At 72.8% G+C, this 21,773-nt stretch carries 22 protein-coding genes; 1 reads left to right on the top strand and 21 read right to left on the bottom strand.

From position 1 onward, the window contains the following. Nucleotides 1-48 precede the first annotated feature (48 nt). Genes hisB through hisD form a run of 3 tightly spaced genes read right to left on the bottom strand, consistent with a single transcriptional unit; the run spans nt 49 to nt 3,049 of the window. Nucleotides 49-660, bottom strand: a complete 612-nt coding sequence (gene hisB / locus ACLQ3F_RS11630) for an imidazoleglycerol-phosphate dehydratase HisB (protein ID WP_030334475.1) — start codon at nt 658-660, stop codon at nt 49-51. Then, nucleotides 657-1,730, bottom strand: coding sequence for a histidinol-phosphate transaminase (locus ACLQ3F_RS11625; RefSeq protein WP_355007658.1), 1,074 nt, complete (start codon nt 1,728-1,730; stop codon nt 657-659). The genes hisB and ACLQ3F_RS11625 overlap by 4 nt, the downstream gene beginning before the upstream one ends. Beyond that, nucleotides 1,727-3,049 carry a histidinol dehydrogenase gene (gene hisD, locus ACLQ3F_RS11620; RefSeq protein WP_357259618.1) on the bottom strand — a complete coding sequence of 441 codons (1,323 nt, stop codon included), beginning with the start codon at nt 3,047-3,049 and terminating at the stop codon, nt 1,727-1,729. The genes ACLQ3F_RS11625 and hisD overlap by 4 nt, the downstream gene beginning before the upstream one ends. A gap of 106 nt (nt 3,050-3,155) precedes the next feature. Here hisD and ACLQ3F_RS11615 point away from each other — a divergent pair, with 106 nt between their 5' ends. After that, nucleotides 3,156-3,863: an LON peptidase substrate-binding domain-containing protein gene (locus ACLQ3F_RS11615; protein ID WP_425848541.1), complete on the top strand. Its 708-nt coding sequence runs from the start codon at nt 3,156-3,158 to the stop codon at nt 3,861-3,863. On the opposite strand, the gene ACLQ3F_RS11610 is transcribed toward ACLQ3F_RS11615, so the two are convergent. From ACLQ3F_RS11610 to ACLQ3F_RS11525, 18 genes are all read right to left on the bottom strand, one after another. After that, the gene (locus ACLQ3F_RS11610; protein WP_425848538.1) at nt 3,778-4,608 is read right to left on the bottom strand and encodes a DUF2567 domain-containing protein; all 831 of its coding nucleotides are present in this window, start codon (nt 4,606-4,608) and stop codon (nt 3,778-3,780) included. The genes ACLQ3F_RS11615 and ACLQ3F_RS11610 overlap by 86 nt on opposite strands. Nucleotides 4,609-4,664: 56 nt before the next feature. Continuing rightward, nucleotides 4,665-6,332 (bottom strand): AAA family ATPase, encoded by a 1,668-nt coding sequence (locus ACLQ3F_RS11605; protein ID WP_425848536.1) that lies wholly within the window; start codon nt 6,330-6,332, stop codon nt 4,665-4,667. Nucleotides 6,333-6,427: 95 nt separating this feature from the next. Further along, nucleotides 6,428-7,459, bottom strand: a complete 1,032-nt coding sequence (locus tag ACLQ3F_RS11600; protein WP_357202543.1) for a hypothetical protein — start codon at nt 7,457-7,459, stop codon at nt 6,428-6,430. 42 nt (nt 7,460-7,501) lie between these two features. Then, a complete protein-coding gene (locus tag ACLQ3F_RS11595; protein ID WP_357202546.1) occupies nt 7,502-8,446 on the bottom strand; it encodes an RluA family pseudouridine synthase in 945 nt (314 codons plus the stop codon). Continuing rightward, nucleotides 8,443-9,060, bottom strand: a complete 618-nt coding sequence (gene lspA / locus ACLQ3F_RS11590) for a signal peptidase II (protein WP_357202549.1) — start codon at nt 9,058-9,060, stop codon at nt 8,443-8,445. The genes ACLQ3F_RS11595 and lspA overlap by 4 nt, the downstream gene beginning before the upstream one ends. 64 nt (nt 9,061-9,124) lie before the next feature. After that, nucleotides 9,125-9,544: a TraR/DksA family transcriptional regulator gene (locus ACLQ3F_RS11585; RefSeq protein WP_091407724.1), complete on the bottom strand. Its 420-nt coding sequence runs from the start codon at nt 9,542-9,544 to the stop codon at nt 9,125-9,127. Nucleotides 9,545-9,769: 225 nt separating this feature from the next. Further along, on the bottom strand, nt 9,770-11,269 hold the full coding sequence (locus tag ACLQ3F_RS11580; protein WP_425848533.1) for a potassium/proton antiporter: 1,500 nt from the start codon (nt 11,267-11,269) through the stop codon (nt 9,770-9,772). Between the two features lie 22 nt (nt 11,270-11,291). Continuing rightward, the gene (locus ACLQ3F_RS11575; RefSeq protein WP_425848530.1) at nt 11,292-11,603 is read right to left on the bottom strand and encodes a DUF167 domain-containing protein; all 312 of its coding nucleotides are present in this window, start codon (nt 11,601-11,603) and stop codon (nt 11,292-11,294) included. Nucleotides 11,604-11,607: 4 nt separating this feature from the next. After that, a complete protein-coding gene (locus ACLQ3F_RS11570; protein ID WP_425848529.1) occupies nt 11,608-12,357 on the bottom strand; it encodes a hypothetical protein in 750 nt (249 codons plus the stop codon). Between the two features lie 80 nt (nt 12,358-12,437). Next, complete coding sequence (locus ACLQ3F_RS11565; RefSeq protein WP_355007668.1) at nt 12,438-13,247, bottom strand: DivIVA domain-containing protein; 810 nt, start codon at nt 13,245-13,247, stop codon at nt 12,438-12,440. A gap of 44 nt (nt 13,248-13,291) precedes the next feature. Then, a complete protein-coding gene (locus ACLQ3F_RS11560) occupies nt 13,292-13,597 on the bottom strand; it encodes a YggT family protein (RefSeq protein ID WP_030334503.1) in 306 nt (101 codons plus the stop codon). A 30-nt stretch (nt 13,598-13,627) separates the two neighbouring features. Then, entirely contained in the window at nt 13,628-14,320 is a 693-nt protein-coding gene (locus ACLQ3F_RS11555; protein WP_357202563.1) for a cell division protein SepF, read from the bottom strand. Between the two features lie 192 nt (nt 14,321-14,512). After that, nucleotides 14,513-15,256 carry a YggS family pyridoxal phosphate-dependent enzyme gene (locus ACLQ3F_RS11550; RefSeq protein ID WP_425848526.1) on the bottom strand — a complete coding sequence of 248 codons (744 nt, stop codon included), beginning with the start codon at nt 15,254-15,256 and terminating at the stop codon, nt 14,513-14,515. Nucleotides 15,257-15,265: 9 nt separating this feature from the next. Then, nucleotides 15,266-16,381, bottom strand: coding sequence for a cell division protein FtsZ (gene ftsZ, locus ACLQ3F_RS11545; RefSeq protein WP_091407710.1), 1,116 nt, complete (start codon nt 16,379-16,381; stop codon nt 15,266-15,268). Between the two features lie 244 nt (nt 16,382-16,625). Beyond that, entirely contained in the window at nt 16,626-17,444 is an 819-nt protein-coding gene (locus ACLQ3F_RS11540) for a cell division protein FtsQ/DivIB (protein WP_357202568.1), read from the bottom strand. Next, the gene (murC, locus tag ACLQ3F_RS11535; RefSeq protein ID WP_357202571.1) at nt 17,441-19,006 is read right to left on the bottom strand and encodes a UDP-N-acetylmuramate--L-alanine ligase; all 1,566 of its coding nucleotides are present in this window, start codon (nt 19,004-19,006) and stop codon (nt 17,441-17,443) included. Before murC ends, ACLQ3F_RS11540 begins: the two co-directional genes overlap by 4 nt. Further along, nucleotides 19,003-20,109, bottom strand: a complete 1,107-nt coding sequence (murG, locus tag ACLQ3F_RS11530) for an undecaprenyldiphospho-muramoylpentapeptide beta-N-acetylglucosaminyltransferase (protein WP_425848523.1) — start codon at nt 20,107-20,109, stop codon at nt 19,003-19,005. The genes murC and murG overlap by 4 nt, the downstream gene beginning before the upstream one ends. Beyond that, nucleotides 20,109-21,512, bottom strand: coding sequence for an FtsW/RodA/SpoVE family cell cycle protein (locus ACLQ3F_RS11525; protein ID WP_425848734.1), 1,404 nt, complete (start codon nt 21,510-21,512; stop codon nt 20,109-20,111). The genes murG and ACLQ3F_RS11525 overlap by 1 nt, the downstream gene beginning before the upstream one ends. Nucleotides 21,513-21,773: the final 261 nt, after the last annotated feature.

The raw sequence follows: 21,773 nt of genomic DNA, 5'->3' as shown, positions 1-21,773 counted from the left end.
TTCCATTCGCGACTGCGGGGCTCCGCTGCGCTGCACTCCTCGCGCTCATCAGAGCGCGCCCTTCGTGCTCGGGATCGCTCCGGCGGAACGCGGGTCGATCGAGGTGGCCTCGCGCAACGCGCGGGAGACCGCCTTGAACTGCGCCTCCACCACGTGGTGCGCGTCCGGGTGACCACCCGGACGGGCCGCCCGCAGCACGTCGACGTGCAGCGTGACCCGGGCCGCCTGACCGAAGGACTCCCAGATGTGCCGGGTCATGCTGGTCGCGTACACCGGCCCGATGTACGGGGCGAGCACCGGCTCGTCGTGCACCACGTACGGCCGACCGGAGAGGTCCACGGCGGCCCGGACCAGCACCTCGTCCATCGGCACCGTGGCCGAGCCGTACCGCCGAATGCCGGCCTTGTCGCCCAGCGCCTGGTCGAACGCGGCACCCAGCGCCAACGCGGTGTCCTCGATCGTGTGGTGCGCGTCGATCTCCAGGTCACCCACCGTGCGCACGGTCAGGTCGAAGCCGCCGTGCCGGGCGATCTGGTGCAGCATGTGGTCGTAGAAGCCGACGCCGGTGCTGATCTCGGCGGCACCGGTGCCGTCGAGATCGATCTCGACGAGGACCTTGGTCTCCTTGGTGATCCGTTCCACCCGGGCGGTCCGACTCATTGCGAAGTCTCCATTGCAGAAAGGAAGGCGTCGGTCTCGGCGGCGGTGCCGGCGGTCACCCGCAGCCAGCCGGGCAGGCCGACGTCACGAACCAGCACCCCCTGTGCCAGCAGGGCGTTCCAGACGACGGTCTGGTCGCCGCCCACCTCGAAGAGCACGAAGTTGGCGTCGCTGTCGGCGACCCGCAACCCCCGCTCGCGCAGCGTCGCCACGATCCGGTCCCGCTGCGCCATGATCGCGCTCACCGTACCGAGAAGGGCGTCGCGGTGCGCCACCGCCGCGCGTGCGGCGGCCTGGGTGAGCGCGGAGAGATGGTACGGCAGACGGACGAGCTGCACCGCCCGCACCACCGCCGGGTCGGCGGCCAGGTAACCCAGCCGGCCACCGGCGAAGCCGAACGCCTTGCTCATCGTCCGGGTGACCACCAGCCGCGGGTGGCCGGGCAGCACCGCGAGGGCGCTGACCGTCCCGGGACGGGCGAACTCGGCGTACGCCTCGTCCACGACCACCATGCCGGGCGCGACGTCGAGCACCGCGGCGATCACCGCCGGGTCCAGTGCGGTGCCGGTGGGGTTGTTCGGCGAGCAGAGGAAGACCACGTCCGGCTGGTGCTCCCGGACCTGGGCGACCGCCTCCTCGGCGGTCAACCCGAAGTCGACGCCGCGCGCGGCGGGCACCCACCGGGTGCCGGTGCCGAGGGCCAGCAGCGGGTGCATCGAGTACGCCGGAACGAAGCCGAGCGCGGTGCGCCCCGGCCCCCCGAACGCCTGGAGCAGCTGCTGCTGGATCTCGTTGGAGCCGTTGGCCGCCCACACCTGCTCCACGGTGAGCCCGTGCCCGAGATAGTCGGCCAGGTCGGCGCGGAGCGCCACCGCGTCCCGGTCCGGGTAGCGGTTCAGCTCGCGCAGCTCGGCCGCGAGCGCCTTACCGATCGCCTCGACCACCGGCTCCGGAACCGGGTGGGAGTTCTCGTTGGTGTTGAGCCGCACCGGCACGTCCAACTGCGGCGCCCCGTACGGCGACAGCCCCCGCAGGTCGTCGCGGATCGGAAGGTCGTCCAGACTGGTCACGCCGACCCTCCCGGGAAGCGGGCCTGGACCGCCTGGCCGTGCGCGGGCAGGTCCTCCACGTTCGCGAGGGTGACCACGTGCGGGGCCACGTCGCGCAGCGCGGCCTCGGTGTACTCGATCAGGTGCACACCGCGCAGGAAGGACTGCACGGACAGGCCGGAGGAGTGCCGGGCGCAGCCGCCGGTGGGCAGCACGTGGTTGGAGCCGGCGCAGTAGTCGCCGAGCGACACCGGCGACCAGGCGCCCACGAAGATCGCCCCGGCGTTGCGGACCCGCAGCGCCCACTCCCGGGCGTCGACCGTCTGGATCTCCAGGTGCTCGGCCGCGTACGCGTCGACCACCCGCAGCCCGGCCTCAAGGTCGTCGACCAGGACCACGCCGCTCTGCTCACCGGTCAGCGCCGTGGTGACCCGCTCGGTGTGCTTGGTCGCCGGCACCTGCCGGGCCAGCTCCGCCTCGACCGCCTCGACCAGCGCCACCGACGGGGTGACCAGCACGCTCGCGGCGAGCGGGTCGTGCTCGGCCTGACTGATCAGGTCGGCGGCCACGTGCGCCGGGTCGGCGGTGTCGTCGGCCAGGATGGCGATCTCGGTCGGCCCGGCCTCGGCGTCGATGCCGACCACGCCGCGCAGCAGCCGCTTGGCGGCGGTCACCCAGATGTTGCCGGGGCCGGTGATCAGGTCGACGGGGTCGCACCGCAGCTCACCGGCCGGGTCCACCGCCGCGCCGTACGCCAGCATCGCCACCGCCTGGGCCCCGCCCACGGCGTACACCTCGTCGACGCCGAGCAGCGCGCACGCGGCGAGCACCCGGGGATCGGGCAGGCCGCCGTTGTCCTTCTGCGGCGGGCTGACCACCACCAGCGAGCGCACCCCGGCCGCCTGGGCGGGCACCACGTTCATCACCACCGTCGACGGGTACATCGCCAGGCCACCGGGCACGTAGAGGCCGACCCGGTCGACCGGCAGCCACCTCTCGGTGACAGTGCCGCCGGGCACCACCTGGGTGACGTGATCGGTGCGCCGCTGGTCGGCGTGCACCCGGCGGGCCCGGGCGATGGACTCCAGCAGCGCGGCACGCACCGCCGGGTCGAGCACCCCCTCCGCCTCGGTGATCGCCTCGACCGGCACCCGCAGCACCTCCGGGGAGATGCCGTCGAACCGTTCGCTCGCTTCCCGGATCGCCGGGTACCCATGCTCACGGACCGCCTCCACCAGAGGACGGATGCGCTCGACGGCGACGGACACGTCGAGCTGGGCACGGGGCAGCAGACGGCGCGGGTCACCGAGACCGTCGCGCAGGTCGATCCGATTCAGCACCCTTGCGAGTCTAGGCGGCCCGCCCGACGCCCACCCGAGCCGCCCGTACGCCGGGACGGTGAGCCGGGCCACGCCACCGCGGGCGAGATTGGTTAGGCTCGACCATGTGACCGCACGGCTGCCGGTGTTCCCGCTCGCAACGGTGCTCTTTCCCGGGTTGGTGCTGCCGCTGCACATCTTCGAGGAGCGCTACCGGGCGCTGGTCCGACACCTGGTCGGCCTGCCCGACGGTGCCCCGCGCGAGTTCGGCGTGGTGGCCATCCAGGCCGGCTGGGAGGTCGCGCCCGCCGGTCCCGCCGGCGCCGCGGCCACGTCGGGCGTCGGCGAGGTGACGCTGCACGAGGTGGGCTGCACCGCCGAGCTGCGCCAGGTGACCGAGTTGACCGACGGTGGCTTCGACATCGTCACTGTCGGTCGGCGTCGTTTCCGGATCGCCGAGGTCGACGACAGCGCCGAGCCCTACCTGACCGCCGACGTCGAGTGGCTGCCCGACCCGGGCGGCCCCGACGAGGTGGCCGATCTGCTGGCCGCGCGGGTGATCGCGGTGTTCCGGCAGTACCTCGGCCTGATCCGGTCCGACCCGGAGGAGATCTCCGAGCAGTTGCCGGAGGACCCGACAGTGCTCTCGCACCTGGTGGCGGCGACCGCGGCGCTCACCGTCGACGACCGGCAACGGCTGCTGGCGATCGACGACACCGCCTCCCGGCTCCGCGCCGAGCTGCGGTTGCTCAACCGCGAGGCGGCTCTGCTGCGTCAGGTGCGGGCGGTTCCGGTGCCGCTGTCGGAGCTGGCGTCCCCGCCGACACCCAACTGAACTCCCCCGGCTCGGGCTCGGGGCGTAGCCCCGGCCACCGCGACCAGCCGGCCAGCAGTGTGTACATGACCGCGGCCCCGAACGCCGGCAGCAGCAGGTTGCCGTGCGGCACCGGCAGCACGCCGAGCAGCCAGTCCACGCCACCGGCACGCAGGTCGGCGGGTTTGCTGAAGGCCTGCCCGGCCGGGGCGGTCGCCAGCAGCCGTTCGAAGGTGGCCAGACCGATCCGCCGTCCCACCTGCCAGGCCACCGGCGCGGCGACCAGGGTGCCGAGCACCGCGGCGAGCAACCCGACCGGGCCGCGCCGCCGTCGCAGCACGAACCACAGGGCGAGGGCCACAAGCAGCCCGAAGGCGAGGCCGAGCAGGCTGAACCAGCCGTCGGCGGCGATCGGCTGCTCCGGTTGCGGCTCGGCGTAGATCGCCCCCTCGGCGGTCTTGAGCACCGGGGTGTCCGGCGCGAGCGCGGCCCAGAGCAGCCCGAGCGGAACACCCAGCGCGGCGAGCGCGAGCACGGCGCCCAGCACCGTCGCCAGGGCACGCAGCGGACGACGCGGTTCGTCGAACCGCAGCTCCAGCGAGCTCCCGTACGCCGCCGAGGGCGGCAGGTGACCCGGACCGAACTCGCCCGGCGCTGTACCGGCCGACGGGTCGACCTCCGGCGGTGTCGCGTCCGGCGTACGGGCTGGCGTGGGTTGGTCGGGCTCGTCGACGGGCCGCTCACGGTCGGGGTTGTCCGGGCTCACCCGATGATCCTCTCAGGCCCGGTGCCCGGCCGGGGCTCCGGTGGCGGCAGACCAGCTCACCGGGCGAACGGCTCCACCATCATCGCGGCGGCCCGCAGCCACGCCTGCCGGGTCTCCGGCTGGAGCTGGTGGTACTCGATCGACGACCCGGTCTCCAGAGCCGGGTCGTACGGTACGACGGCAACGCCCCTGGTACGGGTGGCGAAGTGCCGCTCCAGGTCGTCCTGGAGCGTCGAGCGACCCGGGGTCGGGCAGGAGATGAGGGTGATCGCGTTGTCCGCCAACTCGCCCATGCCCTCCTCGTGCAGCAGGTCGAGCATCCAGTCCGCGCTGAACGCCGCGTCCTCCCGGGGCACTGTGGTCACCACCAGCTGGTCGGCGGCCTGCATCACAGTGCGCCAGTTGGGGCTCTCCACGTTGTTGCCGGTGTCGACGCAGACCACGTCGTGGGTGCGCCGCAGCAGCTCCAGCACCCGTCGGACGGTGAACTGGTCCAGTCGCTGGGCGAAGCGCGGGCTCTCCTCGCCGGCCAGCACGTCGTACGAGCCGTCGGAGGCGTGCCGCAGGTAGTCGTCCAGCCGGTCCAGCAGGGTCGCGCCCTCCAGGATCTCGATCTGGGCCAGGTCGCTGATCAGGTGCCGGATCGTGCGGGCGTGCCGGGCGCTGCCGGCGCGCAGGCCGAGGGTGCCGCGCAACTCGTTGTCGTCCCAGGCCAGCACACCCTTGCCGCGCACACTGCCGACCGTCGCCGCGGCGAGCACTGTGGCGGTCGTCTTGTGCACTCCGCCCTTGGGGTTGGCGAAGGCGAACACCCGGGGCGTGCCGAGGTCCCGTTGGAGCACCCCGTTGGCGCGCTCCTGCTCCTGGTCGACGGCCGGTGGACGCCATTCGACCCGGGCCGGGTAGGCACGTTCGGCGACCGCCGAGCCGACCGCCGGGGCGGGTGGTGGCGGGACGGGCACGGCGACCGGCGGCGGGGGCGGGGGCGGGGGCGGGGGGGCGACCGGCGGGGGCGGCGGCGGGGCGGCCGGGTAGCCGGTCTCCGGCTGGTAGCCGGTCTCCAGCAGGGCGTACCGCGATTCCACCGACGGGTCGCCCGGTCGGTAGCCGTTGTCCAGCAACGCGTAGCGCGACGGGACCGGGTCGGGGCCGCGTGCCGGCGGCTCGGGCTCGGCCCGGTACGCCGGCTCGGCGCGGTAGTCCGGCTCGGCCCGATAACCGGGCTCGGCCCGATAAGCCGGGTCCGCCCGGTAGTCCGGCTCGGCCCGGTAGCCGGGCGTCGCGCGGTACTCCGGCTCGGCGCGGTAGCCCGGCTCGGCCCGGTAACCCGGCTCGGCGCGGTAGTCCGGCTGCTCGGTCCGGTACGCCGGCTCCGCTCGATAGTCCGGCTCGGCCCGATAACCCGGCTCGGCCCGGTACGCGGGCTCGGCCCGGTAGTCCGGCTCGGCCCGGTACGCGGGGTCGACCCGGTAGGTCGCCTCGGCCCGGTAAGCAGGCTCCGCGCCGTACGACAGGTCCGCCGGATGCCCGATGGCAGGTGCCCGCCCGGCGTAGCCGTTGGGGGCCGCACGCCGTGGCAGCGGGTCCGGCGGCGGTTCCTCGCCACGCCGCTCCGGCTCGGTCTGCTCCGCGCCGCGACCGCCCAGCCGGGCACGGTCCAACAACGCGCGCCACCGCGGCGCTGGTTCGGCCGGCCGGCCCCAGCCGGTCTCACTGCCCTCCACGGCCCGCCCTCCCAGCGCCATCGATCTCTGTCTGACAGGCTACGAACCCAACCCTATTCGGACCACACCTCAGAGCGCACACCAGCCGGCGCAGATCACGACGACGGCGATGGCGTCAACGGCTCGGCGAGGGTGGCGTCCGGCGAGGTGGTGACACTCGGCGGCGTCGACTCGGTGGGCTCCGGCGTCGACGGTTCGGGTGACGGAATCGTCACGACTGGTGCGGGTTCCGACGATTCGCCCACGGAGGCCGACGGTGCCGGGGCGCTGATCATCGGCGCTGGCCGTTCGGACCGGGTCGGTACGGGGCTCGGCCCCGTGTCGGCCGGAGGGCGCACCACGTCACGCTGCTCCGGCAGGGGTGGCGTGAAGACCGTCCGGTCCAGCCGGTAGACCTCGGGGGCGGGGTCGACCGCCCGTACGTCCGGCCGGGCCGCCACACCGCGCAGCGCCACCGGCGTCGCGCGAACCACCGCCGCGTAGACGCAGGCGCAGCCGGTGCGGTACGCGGCGGCCTCGGCGGCGGCCACGTCGGCGCCGCTGACGTACTGCTCCCGCAACTCCCGCTCGCCAACCCCGTCGCCGTCGACGGCGGCCGCCCTGGCCCGGTAGTCGGCGGCCTCGGTCTCCTTGCGGGCCGCCACCTGCTCCATGCCGGCGACCACGTCGTCGGGCACCCGCAGCGCGGGGATCTTGACGATCTCGGTCTGCCGGCCGGGCAGCGGAACCCGCCCGAAGACGGTGGAGACCCCCACGTCGCCGAGCACCGTCGCCAGCCGCTGCGGAGGCAGGTAGGCGTCGAGCGTGACCAGCGCGTACGTCCCGCCCTCGGCGGCCGGGGCGGACGCGGGCAGCGCCGCCAGGTCGGCCGCGGCGGACCGCAGGTAGCCGGGAACGGAGTCGCCGTCGGCAACGCCGACCCGGGTGACCTCACCGACAGTTCGGTCGCCGACCGGGCTGTCGTCGACGGCCCAGACGGCAGTGCCCAACACCGCCGCCGCGGAGAGCACCGCGGCCCAACTGAGCACGCCGGAGCGCGCCGACCGGTCGGCCAGCCGGGCCACCGCCCGGGTCAGCGGCGGCAGCAACCGCTGGTCCAGCTGCCGCAGCAGGTTGCCGGCGCGCACGGGCGGGATCCCCTCTGTGAAACGGTGTCGGGCGGTCGCCGCTCAGTCACGCAGGATCTGAAGCGCACGTTCCAGGTCGTCAGGGTAGTCGCTGACGAACCGGACCTCGTCCCCCGTTCGGGGGTGCACAAAGCTCAGTTCGCGGGCGTGCAGCCACTGTCGGGCCAGGCCGAGACGGGCCGAGAGGGTGGGATCGGCGCCGTAGGTGAGGTCACCCACACAGGGGTGCCGCAGGGTGGAGAAGTGCACCCGAATCTGGTGGGTCCGGCCGGTCTCCAGCCGGACGTCGACCAGACTCGCCGCCGGGAACGCCTCCAGGGTGTCGTAGTGCGTGATGCTCGGCTTGCCGCCGGACACCACAGCCCAGCGGTAGTCGTGGGTGGGGTGCCGGTCGATCGGCGCGTCGACGGTGCCCCGCAGCGGGTCCAGGTGACCCTGCACCACCGCGTGGTAGCCCTTGTCGACCTCGCGGTACTTGAAGGCCCGCTTCAACGCCGTGTACGCCTGCTCGCTCTTGGCCACCACCATGATCCCGGTGGTGCCCACGTCGAGCCGGTGCACCACGCCCTGGCGTTCGGCGGCGCCACTGGTGGAGATGCGGTGCCCGATCGCGGCGAGCGCGCCGATCACCGTCGGCCCGGTCCACCCGGGGCTCGGGTGGGCGGCCACCCCGACCGGCTTGTCGACCACGACGATGTCGTCGTCGGCGTAGACGACCCGCAGGCCAGGCACCGCCTGCGGCACCACCGTCGGCGGCGCGACCGGGGCGGGCAGCGTGACGTCCAGCCAGGAGCCGGCCTTGACCTTGTGCGAGTTGGGCCGGGCGGAGCCGTCGACCAGCGCGTCCCCGGCATCGACCAGGGCCGCGGCGGCGGTGCGGGAGAGCCCGAACAGGCGGGACACGGCCTGGTCCAGGCGCATGCCGTCGAGGCCGTCCGGAACCGGAAGGGAACGGTGGTCGCCGCCAGCGGCGAACGCCGAGGTCATGCCCGCTCCCGCTGCTCGGTGCCCGGCGCGGCGGCGTCCGTCGTGGCCGGGTCGCCGTCGCGCCCCGCCCGCCGGCCGTCACGCTGGCGGCCGGTCAGCTCCAACAGGACGGCCAGCAGCACGCCGCAGACCAGCGAGCTGTCCGCCAGGTTGAACACCGGCCAGACCTGGCCGTACGGGTCGAAGAGGCTGATCATGTCGACCACGTGCCCGTGGAACGGGGACGGCGCGCGGAAGATCCGGTCGACGAGGTTGCCCAACGCGCCACCGAGCACCAGGCCGAGCGAGACCGCCCAGGGCAGCGAACGCAGCCGCAGGGCCATCCAGACGATCCAGCCGACCACACCGATGGTGATCAGTGGGAAGACCCAGGTGTGGTCCGCGCCGATGCTCCAGGCCGCGCCGCTGTTGCGGGTCAGGCTCAGGTAGACGAACCCGCCGAGCAGCCGGACCGGCTCCCGGTCGGTCAGCGCGGCCAGCGCGAGGTGCTTGGTGACCAGGTCGGCCAGCAGGGCCACCAGGGCGACCCCGGCGAGGATCGCGACGGCCCGGGGCCGGCGGGTGCCGCCGCCCGGATCGGTGCGGCCGGGTTCGGCGGACGGTACTGCGGTCATGCGCTCCCCATCGACAGTCTTGGCGGTGATCGCTCACCGTCTCATCGCCGCCGGGGAACGGACCTCAGCGACGCTCCTCCAGCTGCTTGCACGTCACACACAGGGTGGCCGACGGGAAGGCGGCGAGGCGCTCGACCGGGATCGGGTTGCCGCACCGTTCGCACCAGCCGTAACCACCCTCGTCGAGGCGCTCCAGAGCGCGCTCGACCTGCGTGATCCGTTCCAGAATGCTGTTGGCGAGAGAGATCTCCTGCTCCCGCTCGAGCGTCTTGGTGCCCGTGTCGGCCTGGTCGTCCCCGGCCGAGTCGGTCAGCCGATCGCGCTGCAGCTCGGTGATCTCACTCAGCGTCTGATCGTACTCGGCACGAAGCTCGTCCCGCCGCGCCGCCAGCGCCGCACGGATCTTCTCGGTCTCCGCCGTGCTGCGGGTGGCCTTCGCCACGGGCTTGCGCCCGGCGGTCCTGGTGTCGGATGGCTTCGCCATGGGTCGCTCCCTAGGCCGGGGAACCGCGCGGTCCGCGGCGCCTGGTCAGGGGGCGCCGACAAAGGCGTCCCCTATGGACGAAAAGGGGCGCACGGCGACGATGGCCGCGCACTCCCGAGGTTGGCAAGAATACGGAACGTACAGGCGTCCGACAACGTGCCGCACCGTCGCACCGTCTAACAGCCCCTAGCCCTGCCTAACTGGGGCAAAGGGAACGCTAGCAGATCAATTGGGCACCTCATCTCCGTACTCACCAAACCATCGGGCCAGACGACCCCGCCGACTGACCGCCCGCAGCCGCCGTTCCGCCGCGTCCCGCACCCCGGCGGTCGCCACGATCAGCAGACTGTCGCCGGTCTTCAACCGGGTGTCGGGTGCGGGCACGAAGCCCACGCCGTCGCGCAGCACCAGGGTCACCGACGCGCCCAGCGGAAGGCGCAGTTCGTCGACGTGCACCCCGGCCAGTCGTGAGCCCGGTGGCACCTCCACCTGGAGCAGGTCCGCCCGCATCCGCTCCAGCGGCGCGGTCTCCACGTGGATCTCGGCGGCCTCGGCCGGCGCGGTCACCCGCAACCGGCGGGCGAACGGCCCCAACGTCCCGGTCTGCACCAACGTGAAGATCACCACCAGCACGAAGACCACGTCGAAGAGCCGCTCCGCGCCGGGCACCCGCTCGGAGAGCGGAATGGTGGCCAGCACGATCGGCACCGCCCCGCGCAGCCCGGCCCAGGACAGGAACGCCTGTTCCCGAAGCCCGACCCGGAACGGCAACGCCGAGACGGCCACCGACAACGGTCGGGCCAGGAGCACCAGAGCCAGCCCGGCGACCACCGCGGGCAGCACCGCCGCGTCCAGCCGGCCCGGCGAGGCCAGCAACCCGAGCAGCACGAACAACCCGATCTGGGCGAGCCAGGCCAACCCGTCCGCGAAACCGAGAATCGCCTGCCGGTGCGACAGGCGGGCATTGCCCAGCAACACCCCGGCCACATAGACGGCGAGGAAGCCCGAGGCGTGCAGAACGGCCCCCGCGGCGTACGCCAGCACCGTGATGCCCACCGCGGCGATCGGGTAGAGCCCGGCCGAGGGCAGCGCGGCCCGGCGCAGCGCCCAGGTGCCGGCGACGCCAGCGGCAACGCCCACCGCCGCACCGACGCCCAGCTCGTAACAGACCAGCGCGACCTCGTACCACCACGGGTGCGCGAAACCCCGGTGGGACAGCAGCACCACCAGCAGCACCACCGGGGCGTCGTTCATCCCCGACTCGGCCTCCAGGGTCGCCACCAGCCGGGGCGGCAACCGCAGTCGGCGCAGAGTGGCGAAGACGGCCGCCGCGTCGGTGGACGAGAGCACCGCCCCGTAGAGCAGCGCCAACCGCCAGTCCAGCCCCAGCAGCAGGTGCACGGCCACGCCGACCACAACGATGCTGACGACCACGCCGACAGTGGAGAGTGCGGAGGCCAGCCCGAGCACCGGGCGCAGCGTGGTCCACCGGGCGGTGAGCCCGCCCTCCGCGATGATCACGATCAGCGCGCAGAAGCCGAGGGTCCGGGTCAGCTCGACGTCGTCGAAACGGATGCCCAACCCGCCCTCGCCGATCGCCACGCCCAGAGCCAGGTAGACCAGAAGGCTGGGCACACCGAGCCGGGTGGAGAGTCGCACCGCGCCGACAGCGACCAGCAGCACTGCCGCACCGAGCAGCAGGGCGATGTCCAACCCGGGAGTCACGGCTGCCTTGCCTGGGCTGTCCTCACTCGGCGGATCCGTCGCGCAGACGGCGCAGCACCTCGGGCAGGTCCGGGCCGGGTCGATCGACGAGGAAGAGCTTGTCCCGGCTGGCCGCGCCGGCGCGCAGCGACACGACGGCCGGCCGGACGCCCAACGCGCCGGCCAACGCCCGCCGGGCGGCCTCGGTGGCCCGCCCGTCGACGGCCGGGTCGTGGACCGCGATCACGAGGGCGGGCCCGTGCGGGCCGTCGAAGCGGCCACCCACCCGGTCCCGGGATGCGCCGGGCTTCACCCGTACCGCCACTGTGAGCGTGTCCTGCGCGGGCACCGGCACCGGTTCAGATCGGACGGGCGTCGGCGAGGAGAGCGGTCGCCGGCGCGCAGTGCGCGCACGGGGTGAAACCGAGGTCCACGGCCTCGGCGACCGGCAACGTCTCGGGCTGCCAGCCGATCAGGTGGGGGCAGCCGTCCAGGTGGTAACGGGGGCGGCCGTCGACGACCTCGACAGCGTCGAGCAGTCGGGCCACCCGGGCCGCCTCGGCGGGCGTGATCTGCTGGGCGGCCGGCTCGTCGACCGCCGCGACCGCCGGGTCGAACATGTCGCCGGTCGACGCCGCGAGGGGCGACGCCGGGCTGACCGGCCGGGCCCGCGCGGGCACCTCGTCCGCGGCACTCACCATCGGCGACGCGTCCTCGATGTGCGGCGGGTCGACCGGCGACACCTCATCAATCGGCGGCGCATGGTCGACCGGCGGCTCGGGTGGTTGCCGCCACCCGGTGCCGCCGGTACCAAACGTCGTGGGCACGTGCTGGACCGGCACCTCCGGCTCGACCAGCGGCGGCCCGTACGCGACACCCGGTGTGGCCTGGCTGGCCGTACGGGGCGCGTCGGGGTTTCGCCGGTCGGTCCGGCCGGGATCCGCCATGGCGCGGTTGGCGGCTGCCTGGCGGGCCCCCACCACCAACGCCACGGCGGCCAGCAGACTGGCCGCGATGGAGATGACCAACAAGAAGCTGGAGCCACCGGCCAGGCCGAGCACCAGTAGCACCACCGCGACGAGGATGAGCAGGAGACTTGCGACTATCACGGCTCACCCCCGCCGCGTCGAACCGTCCAGGCCTGGCCGGCGACCGTCACCATTGGCGGACAGCGATCGCCGGCCGGTGCTCAGCGTCCGGCTTCGAGGGCGCCGGAGCGCCCGCCGCCGCCGTACGAACCAGCGAGACCCGCTGCGGCCAGCCCGTTGCCGCCAGCGACCCGGCCGGCTTCGGAGCGGGTCATCTCGGCCTCGAGGCCCTGGCCACGACCGTCGAGGTCACGCAGCTGGCTCTCCAGGTACGCCTTGAGCCGGGTGCGGTACTCGCGCTCGAACTGCTTGAGCTCCTCGATGTGCTTCTGCAGCGCCGTGCGCTTGGCGTCCAGGCCGCCCATGGCCTCCTGGTGCCGCTGGCGGGCGTCCCGCTCAAGGGCGTCAGCCTTGGCGCGCGCCTCCCGGGTCACCTCCTCGGCCTTGCCGCGAGCCTCGGACAACAGCTGGTCGGCCTCGCGGCGAGCGTCGGACACGTGGTCGTCGGCGGTGCGCTGGGCCATCATCAGCACGCGCAGGGCCTGCTGCTCACCGTCACCGGTGACGCCGCCGGCCGGGCCGCCGGTCGAGCGGACCTGCTCCAGCTCGGCCTGCATCGCGCGGGCAGCCTGCTCGGCCGCCGACTTGTCGCGCTGCACCCGGTCCAGTTGGGCCTTGACATCGTTGAGCTCCGCCGCCAGTCGGGCGTCGCCGCCGGGGCCGGCGGGGGCGCCGCCACGGCCGCCGCGCTCCACCTGGGCGCGCAGCTCGTTGTTCTCTTCGATGAGGCGGGCGAGCTCGCGCTCAACCTCATCCAGGAAGGCGTCGACCTCCTCCTCGTCATACCCCCGTTTGCCGATCGGCGGCTTTTTGAAGGCGACGTTGTGGACGTCGGCCGGGGTCAGCGGCATCGAAACTCCTCGGGTCAGTTGCGGCCGCGAAAGCGCGTCGGTCATCAGGCAGATGCCCTGATCGACGGCCCTAACACGAACTCCATCAGCACGAACAGGATAACCAGGAGCACAAGGGAGGCCAGGTCGATGCTCACGGTACCAATTCGCAGCGGAGGGATCACACGCCTCAACGCGTTGAGAGGGGGATCAGTGACGCTCCACACGGATTCCAATCCTGCCGATGCTCCACGCCCCGGTTGCCAGCGACGGCCGTACTGGAGGACGGCGCTCAACACGAACCGGGACAGAAGAAGGAGCAGGAAGACATAAAGGATCAGGTACAGCACTTGCAGTAAGATCGACAACACGGTCAGCGACGTCCCTCGGGTCGGGCGGGATCAACTCAGACTGAAAAAGCCGCCCTCAGCGATCTTGGCTTTGTCCTCTGCGGTGACCTGGACGTTAGCCGGTGAGAGCAGGAACACCCGATTGGTCACGCGCTCGATCGTACCGCGCAGGCCGAACGCCAGCCCGGCGGCGAAGTCCACCAGACGGCGGGCATCCGCCTCATCCATCTCGGTGAGATTGATGATCACCGGGACACCGTCGCGGAAGTGCTCACCGATGGTGCGCGCCTCCCGGTAGGTGGTGGGGTGCAGCGTGGTGATCTGGTAACGCTGCTCCTCCTCGGGCAGGGCCCGCTCACGCGACGTGACCTGCGGCGCGAGGGCCAGGTTGTCCCGAGTGTGGTAGGTCAGCGCACCGGAGGTCTCGCCCGCCGACGACCGGGTGATAGACCGGACGCTGGACCGCTCGATCCGCTCCGGCCGCTCACCGTCGCCGCGCTCGGACTCGCTCAACCGCGTGCTCGACCGCTCGGAGAGTCGGCCCCGCCCGCTGTCGCGCGGCCGCGGAGCCGGCGGCTCCTCGGCGTCGTCCTCGTCGTCGTCGGCGAACTCCTCGGCGTACCGGCTCTGCCGGTACCGCGAGTCGCGGTAGCCACCCTTGTCGTAGCCACCGTCGTCGTAGGCCCGCTCGTCGTCTTCTTCGACCAGACCGAGCCAGACCCCCGCCTTGCGCAGTGCACCCATCCCGCGCCCTTCCGTCCGCCGTGCGGCACGCGCCCCCGTGCCATGTCGCCCGTCGCGAGTGGACAACCATGCCCATCGGACCGGAACAGCAATCCCCCCGGCGCGCGATTCGCGTCGCGCGCCACGACCCCCGACCGGGAGACGCCCGCCCCTGAAACAACACTGATGTAATTTGCTTGTCTCGCGGTCAGGCTACCGCAGCGTGGGACGCATTCCGAGCAACGCGCTACCGACGCGGACATGTGTCGCGCCGTAACGGATCGCTATTTCGAAATCCCCGCTCATACCGGCGGACAGCGCGGTGGCTCCCGGATGGACAGCCCGAAACGCGTCGGCGACCTCCGCGAGCCGGGCGAACGCCCGCTCCGGCTCCCACCCCAGCGGAGCGACAGCCATGAGGCCGACCAGACGCAACCCCGGCGCGTCGGCGACCGCCTCGGCCACCGACTCCAGACCGGCGGCCGGATCCGCCGAGCCGGGCAGCGCGCCGCCCCGGGCCGCGTCGCCGTCGATGCTCACCTGGACCAGAGCGTCGAGCGGCTCCTGCCGGTCCGCTGTCGCGGTTGCCAACGCCCGGGCCAGCCGGACACTGTCGACGGAGTGCACCACGTCGGCGTAGCGGACCACCGAGCGGGCCTTGTTGCGCTGCAACTGACCGATGAAGTGCCAGCGGGGACGCACCCCGGCGGCGGCCACCTCGTCGGCCTTGCCGGCTGCCTCCTGGTCGCGGTTCTCCCCCATGTCGGTCACCCCGAGCCCGGCCAGCGCCAACACGTCACTGGCCGGGTAGGTCTTCGTCACCGCGATCATGGTCACCTCGGAACGGTCCCGGCCGGCCTGCGCGCAGGCGTCATCGACCCGGGACCGGACCTGGGCCAGACCGGCCGCGAGTTCGGCGTGCCGATCTGGTCGTACCGTGGCTGAGCTGTCGGTCATCGGCGGTGCTCAGGACCCGTTCTTGAGGAAGTCGGGAACGTCCACGTCGTCGAAGAGCACGCGACGCGGCGACTGGGCCGGAGCCGGGTTGGTGGCCGGCGCAGGCGCCGGGGTGCTCTGCGGTGCCGGCTGGTTGGTGTTGGTCTTGCGGGTCGGCTCGGCCGCCTTGTACGCGGGCGTGCCACCGTCGAAGCCCGCCGCGATGACAGTCACCCGCACCTCGTCACCGAGCGCGTCGTCGATGACGGCGCCGAAGATGATGTTGGCGTCCGGGTGAGCCGCGTCGGTGACCAGCTGGGCGGCGTCATTGATCTCGAACAGGCCCAGGTCGGAGCCGCCGGCGATGGAGAGCAGCACGCCCCGCGCGCCGTCCATGCTCTGCTCCAGCAGCGGGCTGGAGATGGCCGCCTCGGCCGCCTCGACCGCGCGGTTCTCGCCGCGGGCGCTGCCGATGCCCATCAACGCGCTGCCGGCGCCGCTCATCACGCTCTTGACGTCGGCGAAGTCCAGGTTGATCAGACCCGGGGTGGTGATCAGGTCGGTGATGCCCTGCACACCCGAGAGCAGCACCTGGTCGGCCGTACGGAACGCGTCCATCATGCTGATGTTGCGATCGCCCAGGGCCAGCAGCCGGTCGTTCGGGATGACGATCAGCGTGTCGCACTGGTTGCGGAGCTCGTCTATCCCCGTCTCGGCCTGCACCTGGCGGCGCTTGCCCTCGAAGGAGAACGGCCGGGTCACCACGCCGATGGTCAGCGCGCCGAGCTTGCGGGCGATGTTGGCCACCACGGGCGCGCCGCCGGTGCCGGTGCCGCCGCCCTCGCCGCAGGTCACGAAGACCATGTCGGCGCCCTTGAGCACCTCTTCGATCTCGTCGCGGTGGTCCTCGGCGGCGTTCTTCCCGACGTCCGGGTTGGCCCCGGCACCCAGGCCGCGGGTCAGCTCCCGACCGACGTCGAGCTTGACGTCGGCGTCGCTCATCAGCAGCGCCTGCGCATCGGTGTTGATCGCGATGAACTCGACGCCCTTGAGCCCAACCTCGATCATCCGGTTGACGGCGTTGACGCCGCCACCCCCGATGCCGACGACCTTGATGACCGCCAGGTAGTTGTGCGGAGGTGTCATCTCCGGTCCTTTCCTTCGAGATTGGCTTCGGCCGACCGGTTACGGCGTGGCCAGACCAGCGGCCGACGACAGCTGTCTCCAACGAGGATCAGGGATGAACCCTAACCCTCTACTAGAGGCTTACAGTTATGTCAACCACTGAAGCTCTTCGGGGCAACGTAAGCGCCACCGCGCCATGAGCCAAGGACCCGGGCGGCGTGTCGCCGCGCGGAGCGCCACGGGTCACGCCGCGCACGCTCCCTGGTCAACGAAAGGTCACCACATCCGGCGCGCTCACGTCGATCCGGTCGGCGTCCTCGTCGAGCAGCGCGGTGGCCACCCGAGCCTTGTCCGTACCCCGGGTTGCGTCGCCCCAGACCACCGTCCGGTCGCCGCGCAACCGCAGGCTGATCCGGGCCAGCCCCGCCACGTTCACGTCCACCAGCTCCGCGCGCAGCTGCGGCGTCAGCGCGACGAGCACCTCCAGCGCGGCCCGGGTGCCCGGGTCGTCGGCGGCCGGGCGAGCCACAGTCACCTGTGGCAGGTCCGCCGGGCGTCGCTCCACCGTCCGGAACGCCACCCCGCTCCGGTCGATCAGGGCGAACACCTCGCCCTGCGGCACCACCGCCACCGCTGTCCGCTCGGTCACCCGCACCACCAGCGCGCCGGGCCAGTCCCGGGAGACCGCGGCCCGCTCCACCGCCGGCAGCGCACCGACCCGACGGGCGACTGCGGCCAGGTCCACCCGGGCCAGCGGCACTCCGTCCGGCACCCCTGCCGCGTCGTGCACCTGCACCGGGGTGACCAGGTCGGCACCCTCCACGCGCACCTCCCGCACACCGAACAGCCCGGTGCCGAGCACCGTCCAGGCGACCAGCCCGGCCAGGGCGAGCACGCCGGCGGCCACCGCCCACGGCAGCGCCGCACGCATGCGACGCTGCCGGGCACGGGCCATGAACCGGCGGGTCGAGGGCGGCACCGCGTCGCGGCCCGCCCGGACCAACTGCCACCGCCGGGCCGGACCGCGGCGCTGAGCGCCACCGTCGGCGGCGCTGGTCCGCCCTCGGGCCGGGCCGGGACTCATCCGGCCGTGGGCGCCGAGCCGCCGGGCACGGCAGTGCCACCGAGAGCCGCGCCGTCGCCGCCGGATGTCGCCCCACCCGGCACCGGATCACCGATCGCCGGGGTGGTGGCCACCGGGTCGACGGTCGCTGTCGGTGCCGAGCCGGCCGCACGCTCACCTAGGGCCGCCAGCAGTTCGTCGCCCATCAGCGAGATCGGCGGGGCGCCCATGGTGACCACCACGTCCCCGGAGCGGGCGCGACGGGCCACCTCGATCGGGGCCTGCTCCCACGACTCCACGAAGACCTTGCGGTCGGCGGGCAGATCCACCGCCGCGATCAGTGCCGCCGAACCCTCGCCGGGCTGACGCAACTCACCCGGCCCGAAGACCTCCAGGAGCACCACCTCGTCCGCGATGGCCAGCGCCTCGGCGATCTCCGCCTGGTTGTCGCGGGTGCGGTACAGCCGGTACGGCTGGAAGACGACGATCAGCCGGCCATCCCCGGCGACCTCGCGCAACGTCTGGTTCGCCAACGTCATTGAGGTCGGGTGGTAGGCGTACTCGTCGTAGACCAGCACGCCGTCCGCGACACCCTTGCGCTCGAAGCGCCGTCGCACCCCGGGAAAGACCGCCAGCGCGGCCTCCGCCGCCTCCAGCGGCAGTTCCAGCAGGTACGCGGCCAGCACCGCGGCGGCGCTGTTCAGCCCCATGTGCCGGCCCGGCACCGGCAGTCGGAACTCGCCCAGCGACCGCCCGTCGATCGCGGCCAGGTAGCGCACTCCACGCGCGGAGGAGACCATCTCGGTCAACCGCAGGTCGGCGTCGGCGGCCTCGCCGTAGGTGAACACCCGTCGTCCCTCGGACCGCAGGCTCTCGGCCAACCGCCGACCGCCCGGGTCGTCGACGCAGGTGATGATGAACCCGTCCGGGTCGGTGAGGCGGGCGAACTCCACGAACGCCGCCTCCAGCGTCGCGTAGTCGCCGTAGGTGTTCAGGTGGTCCGCCTCGACGTTCGTGATGATCGAGACGTACGGGCGGTAGATGAGGAACGAGCGGTCGCTCTCGTCCGCCTCGACCACGAAGTGCTCGCCGGTGCCGTGGTGGGCGCCCGAACCGACCTCGGAGATCTCCCCACCGATCACGAAGGACGGGTCCACACCGGCCTGCTGGAGCACCATCGTCACCATCGAGGTGGTGGTGGTCTTGCCGTGCGTACCGGCGACGGCCACCGCCCGACGGCCGGTCATCGCGGCGGCGAGCGCCTCCGAGCGGTGCAGCACCCGTAGGCCGCGCCGACGCGCCTCGACCAGCTCCAGGTGGTCCTGGGGAATGGCCGACGAGTAGACGACCGTGTCCACGCCGTCGAGGTTGCTCACCTCGTGACTGAGGTGGATGGTGCCGCCGAGCGCCCGCAGGCCGGCCAGCGAGGGCCACTCCCGCAGGTCGCTGCCGGAGACCCGGATACCGCGGGTGAGCAGCAGCCGGGCCACGCCGAGCATGCCCACCCCACCCACTCCGATCAGGTGGACGGCGCCCAGGTCCTCGGCGGTGAGCGTGCCGGCCGGGGTGAACTGCGCGGTCATCGGGCCACCGCCGCCAGCACGAAGGAACGCAGCGCCTCGTCGCCGTCGCGCCGGCCGTAGGACCCGGCGGCGGCACCCATGTTGTAGAGCCGCTGTGGATCACGGATGAGGGGGATGACTGTGCGCTCCAGCCAGTCCGGGGTGAGCTCCGCGTCGTCGACCAGCAGCCCACCGCCGGCCTCCACCACGGGCAGCGCGTTGCGCCGCTGCTCCTGGTTGCTGTGCGGGTACGGCACGTAGATCGTGGGCAGCCCGATCGCGGCCACCTCGGCGACGGTCATCGCCCCGCCCCGGGCCAGCATCAGGTCGGCGGCGGCGTAGCCCAGCTCCATCTCGGACAGGTACGGCAGCGTCACGTACGGCACCGGCAGGTCGGTGGGGATCGGCACCGGTTCGTTGCGGGCGCCCATCACGTGCAGCACCTGCACGCCGTTGCGGGCCAGCTCCTTGGCCGCCCCGGAGACCGCCAGGTTGATCGAGCGGGCACCGGACGAGCCGCCGGACACGAAGAGCACCGGCAGGTCCGGGCGGAGCCCGAAGTGGGCGCGGGCGGCGTTACGCAGCGCGTACCGGTCCAGACCGGCGATGGCGCGGCGCAGCGGCACACCGACGACTGTGGCGTCCCGCAGCGACTCGGCCTGGCTCGGCTGGTTCGGGAAGCCGACGGCCACGTTCTTGGTGAACTTCATGCCCAGCTTGTTGGCCACGCCCGGTGGCACGTTCACCTCGTGGATCACCATGGGCAGCTCGCGGCGCCACGCGGCCAGGTAGGCCGGCACCGAGACGTACCCGCCGAAGCCGACGACCGCGTCGGCGCGCACCTCGTCGATCACCTTGCCCGCGGCGCGGGCCGCGGTCCACATCCGACCCGGGGTGCGGACCAGGTTCATGTTGACCGACCGGGGCAGCTGGTACGCCGGGATCTGCCGCAGGTCGTAGCCCTGCGGCGGGATCAGGTCGTTCTCCATGCCCCGTGGTGTGCCGAGGCAGGTGATCCGGACGCCCGGGTCGTGTCGGCGCAGGCAGTCGGCGAAGGCGAGCAGCGGGTAGACGTGCCCCCCGGTGCCACCTCCCGCGAGCACCACCGAACGCAGCGGACCCATCAGCGTCTCCTCTCGCTCGCCGTACCACCGCGGCTTCGGTCCTGTCGGACCCCGCGCGGCGCGGCCTGATCGTCATGGCGCCGCTCGCGGGACCGGGGTACGGACCCTCGGCCAGCGGGCGGCGTCGCCGGCCGGCGACGCCGGCCGGGAAGCGGCGGCAACGGGGCCCAGAGTAGTCGGACCCACCGGGCCGGCGGACGGGCATGCAGTGCTCTGGCCGCATCGGGTTCGGCGCGGGCGAAGGACGCCAGCATGCCGATGCCGGCCAACGTCACCACCAGGGCACTTCCACCGTCGGAGATGAACGGCAACGGCAGACCGGTGATCGGCAGCAGCCCCACCACCCCACCGATGTTGATCACGGCCTGGCTGACCAGCCAGGTGGTCACGGCGGTGGCGGCGAGCCGGCGGAACGGGTCGTCGACCCGCCGGGCGATCCGGAAACCGGTGTACGCGAGGACCGCGAAGAGGCTGAGCACCACGACGCACCCGATCACGCCCAGCTCCTCGGCGATGATCGCGAAGATGAAGTCGTTGTGCGCCTCGGGGAGCCAGTCCCACTTCAGGCTGCCCTTGCCCAGCCCGACACCGAACCAGCCACCGTGCTCGATGGCCAGCCGCCCCTGGTAGAACTGGAGGCAGTCGTTGAGTTTGCAGGTCTCCGGGTCCGGTGGATTGAAGAACATGTCCAGCCGGGCGAGGCGGTAGTTGTCCGCGCCGCGCTCGCCGGAGCCGGCGCCCAGTGAGGCCACCGCCACGAGCAGGCCGATCCCGACCAGCCCGGCCGCGGCCAGGGCCCCGAAGACCCGCATCCGCACCCCGGCGGCCCAGAGCAGGCCCACGACCAGGGCCAGCAGGCAGAGCATCGTGCCCGTGTCGTTGTAGCCGACCAGGACGAAGAGCAGGCCGACGACCGGGAAGAGCGGGGTGGCCAGTTCGCGCCACCACCCGAGCGCGGCGCCCTTTCGGGCGACGAGGTGCGCACCCCAGAGCACCATCGCGAACTTGGCCAACTCAGAGGGCTGTAGCTGGATTCCGCCGACGAACAGCCAGTTCAGCCGGGCCTCGACCGGCCCGAAGCTGGCCGACTCCTGCTTGGTCAGGCGGGCGATCGCGACAAGCAGGTTGAGCACCACCAGGAGGGCGACCGAGACGAACAGCAGTGGCCGCCCCAGCGAGCGGTAGGTGCTGGCCGGCAGGCGCTGGCAGACCCAGAACGCGCCGATGCCGATCACCGCGAAGATGGCCTGCTTGGTCACCGAGGCCGAGGCGTTGCCGTCCTCGGCGTAGTCCTTCACGCTGGTCGCCGAGAAGACCATGGTCAGCCCGATCAGCAGCAGCAGGCCGGCGCAGGACAGCAGCAGGTAGTAGGAGGTCAGCGGCCGGTCCAGCAGGCCGCGCAGCGCGGCGAGCCCGCCGGCCGCGTCGAACCCGCGCGGCGGTGTCGCCGCTACGGCCTCCGGCCCCCGTCCCGCCGCCCCGGGCTCCCGTGCCCCGGGTCCGGGTTCGCGGGCCGCCGCGCCGCGCTCCGAACCGCGCGCCCCGGCAGCCACCGGTGTACGCGCCGCGCTCGGCGACCGTCGCGGTCGTCCGACAGTCTCATCCTCGGTGCCGATTTCCTCCCCCACCCCGACATCATCACCGCTGAACACGCCCCACCGCCC

Origin of the sequence: Micromonospora sp. DT15 (assembly GCF_049841475.1) — a bacterium.
Taxonomy (GTDB): Bacteria; Actinomycetota; Actinomycetes; order Mycobacteriales; family Micromonosporaceae; genus Micromonospora.
Note: the sequence above shows the minus strand (reverse complement) of the source record. Positions and strands in the feature narration are given on the sequence as shown.

Bases quoted from the DNA above. Each gene is read 5' to 3' on its own strand.
- hisB (WP_030334475.1), bottom strand. From the start codon at position 660: ATGAGTCGGACCGCCCGGGTGGAACGGATCACCAAGGAGACCAAGGTC.
- ACLQ3F_RS11595 (WP_357202546.1), bottom strand. From the start codon at position 8,446: ATGACCTCGGCGTTCGCCGCTGGCGGCGACCACCGTTCCCTTCCGGTT.
- lspA (WP_357202549.1), bottom strand. From the start codon at position 9,060: ATGACCGCAGTACCGTCCGCCGAACCCGGCCGCACCGATCCGGGCGGC.
- ACLQ3F_RS11585 (WP_091407724.1), bottom strand. From the start codon at position 9,544: ATGGCGAAGCCATCCGACACCAGGACCGCCGGGCGCAAGCCCGTGGCG.
- ACLQ3F_RS11565 (WP_355007668.1), bottom strand. From the start codon at position 13,247: ATGCCGCTGACCCCGGCCGACGTCCACAACGTCGCCTTCAAAAAGCCG.
- ACLQ3F_RS11555 (WP_357202563.1), bottom strand. From the start codon at position 14,320: ATGGGTGCACTGCGCAAGGCGGGGGTCTGGCTCGGTCTGGTCGAAGAA.
- ACLQ3F_RS11550 (WP_425848526.1), bottom strand. From the start codon at position 15,256: ATGACCGACAGCTCAGCCACGGTACGACCAGATCGGCACGCCGAACTC.
- ftsZ (WP_091407710.1), bottom strand. From the start codon at position 16,381: ATGACACCTCCGCACAACTACCTGGCGGTCATCAAGGTCGTCGGCATC.
- ACLQ3F_RS11540 (WP_357202568.1), bottom strand. From the start codon at position 17,444: ATGAGTCCCGGCCCGGCCCGAGGGCGGACCAGCGCCGCCGACGGTGGC.
- murC (WP_357202571.1), bottom strand. From the start codon at position 19,006: ATGACCGCGCAGTTCACCCCGGCCGGCACGCTCACCGCCGAGGACCTG.
- murG (WP_425848523.1), bottom strand. From the start codon at position 20,109: ATGGGTCCGCTGCGTTCGGTGGTGCTCGCGGGAGGTGGCACCGGGGGG.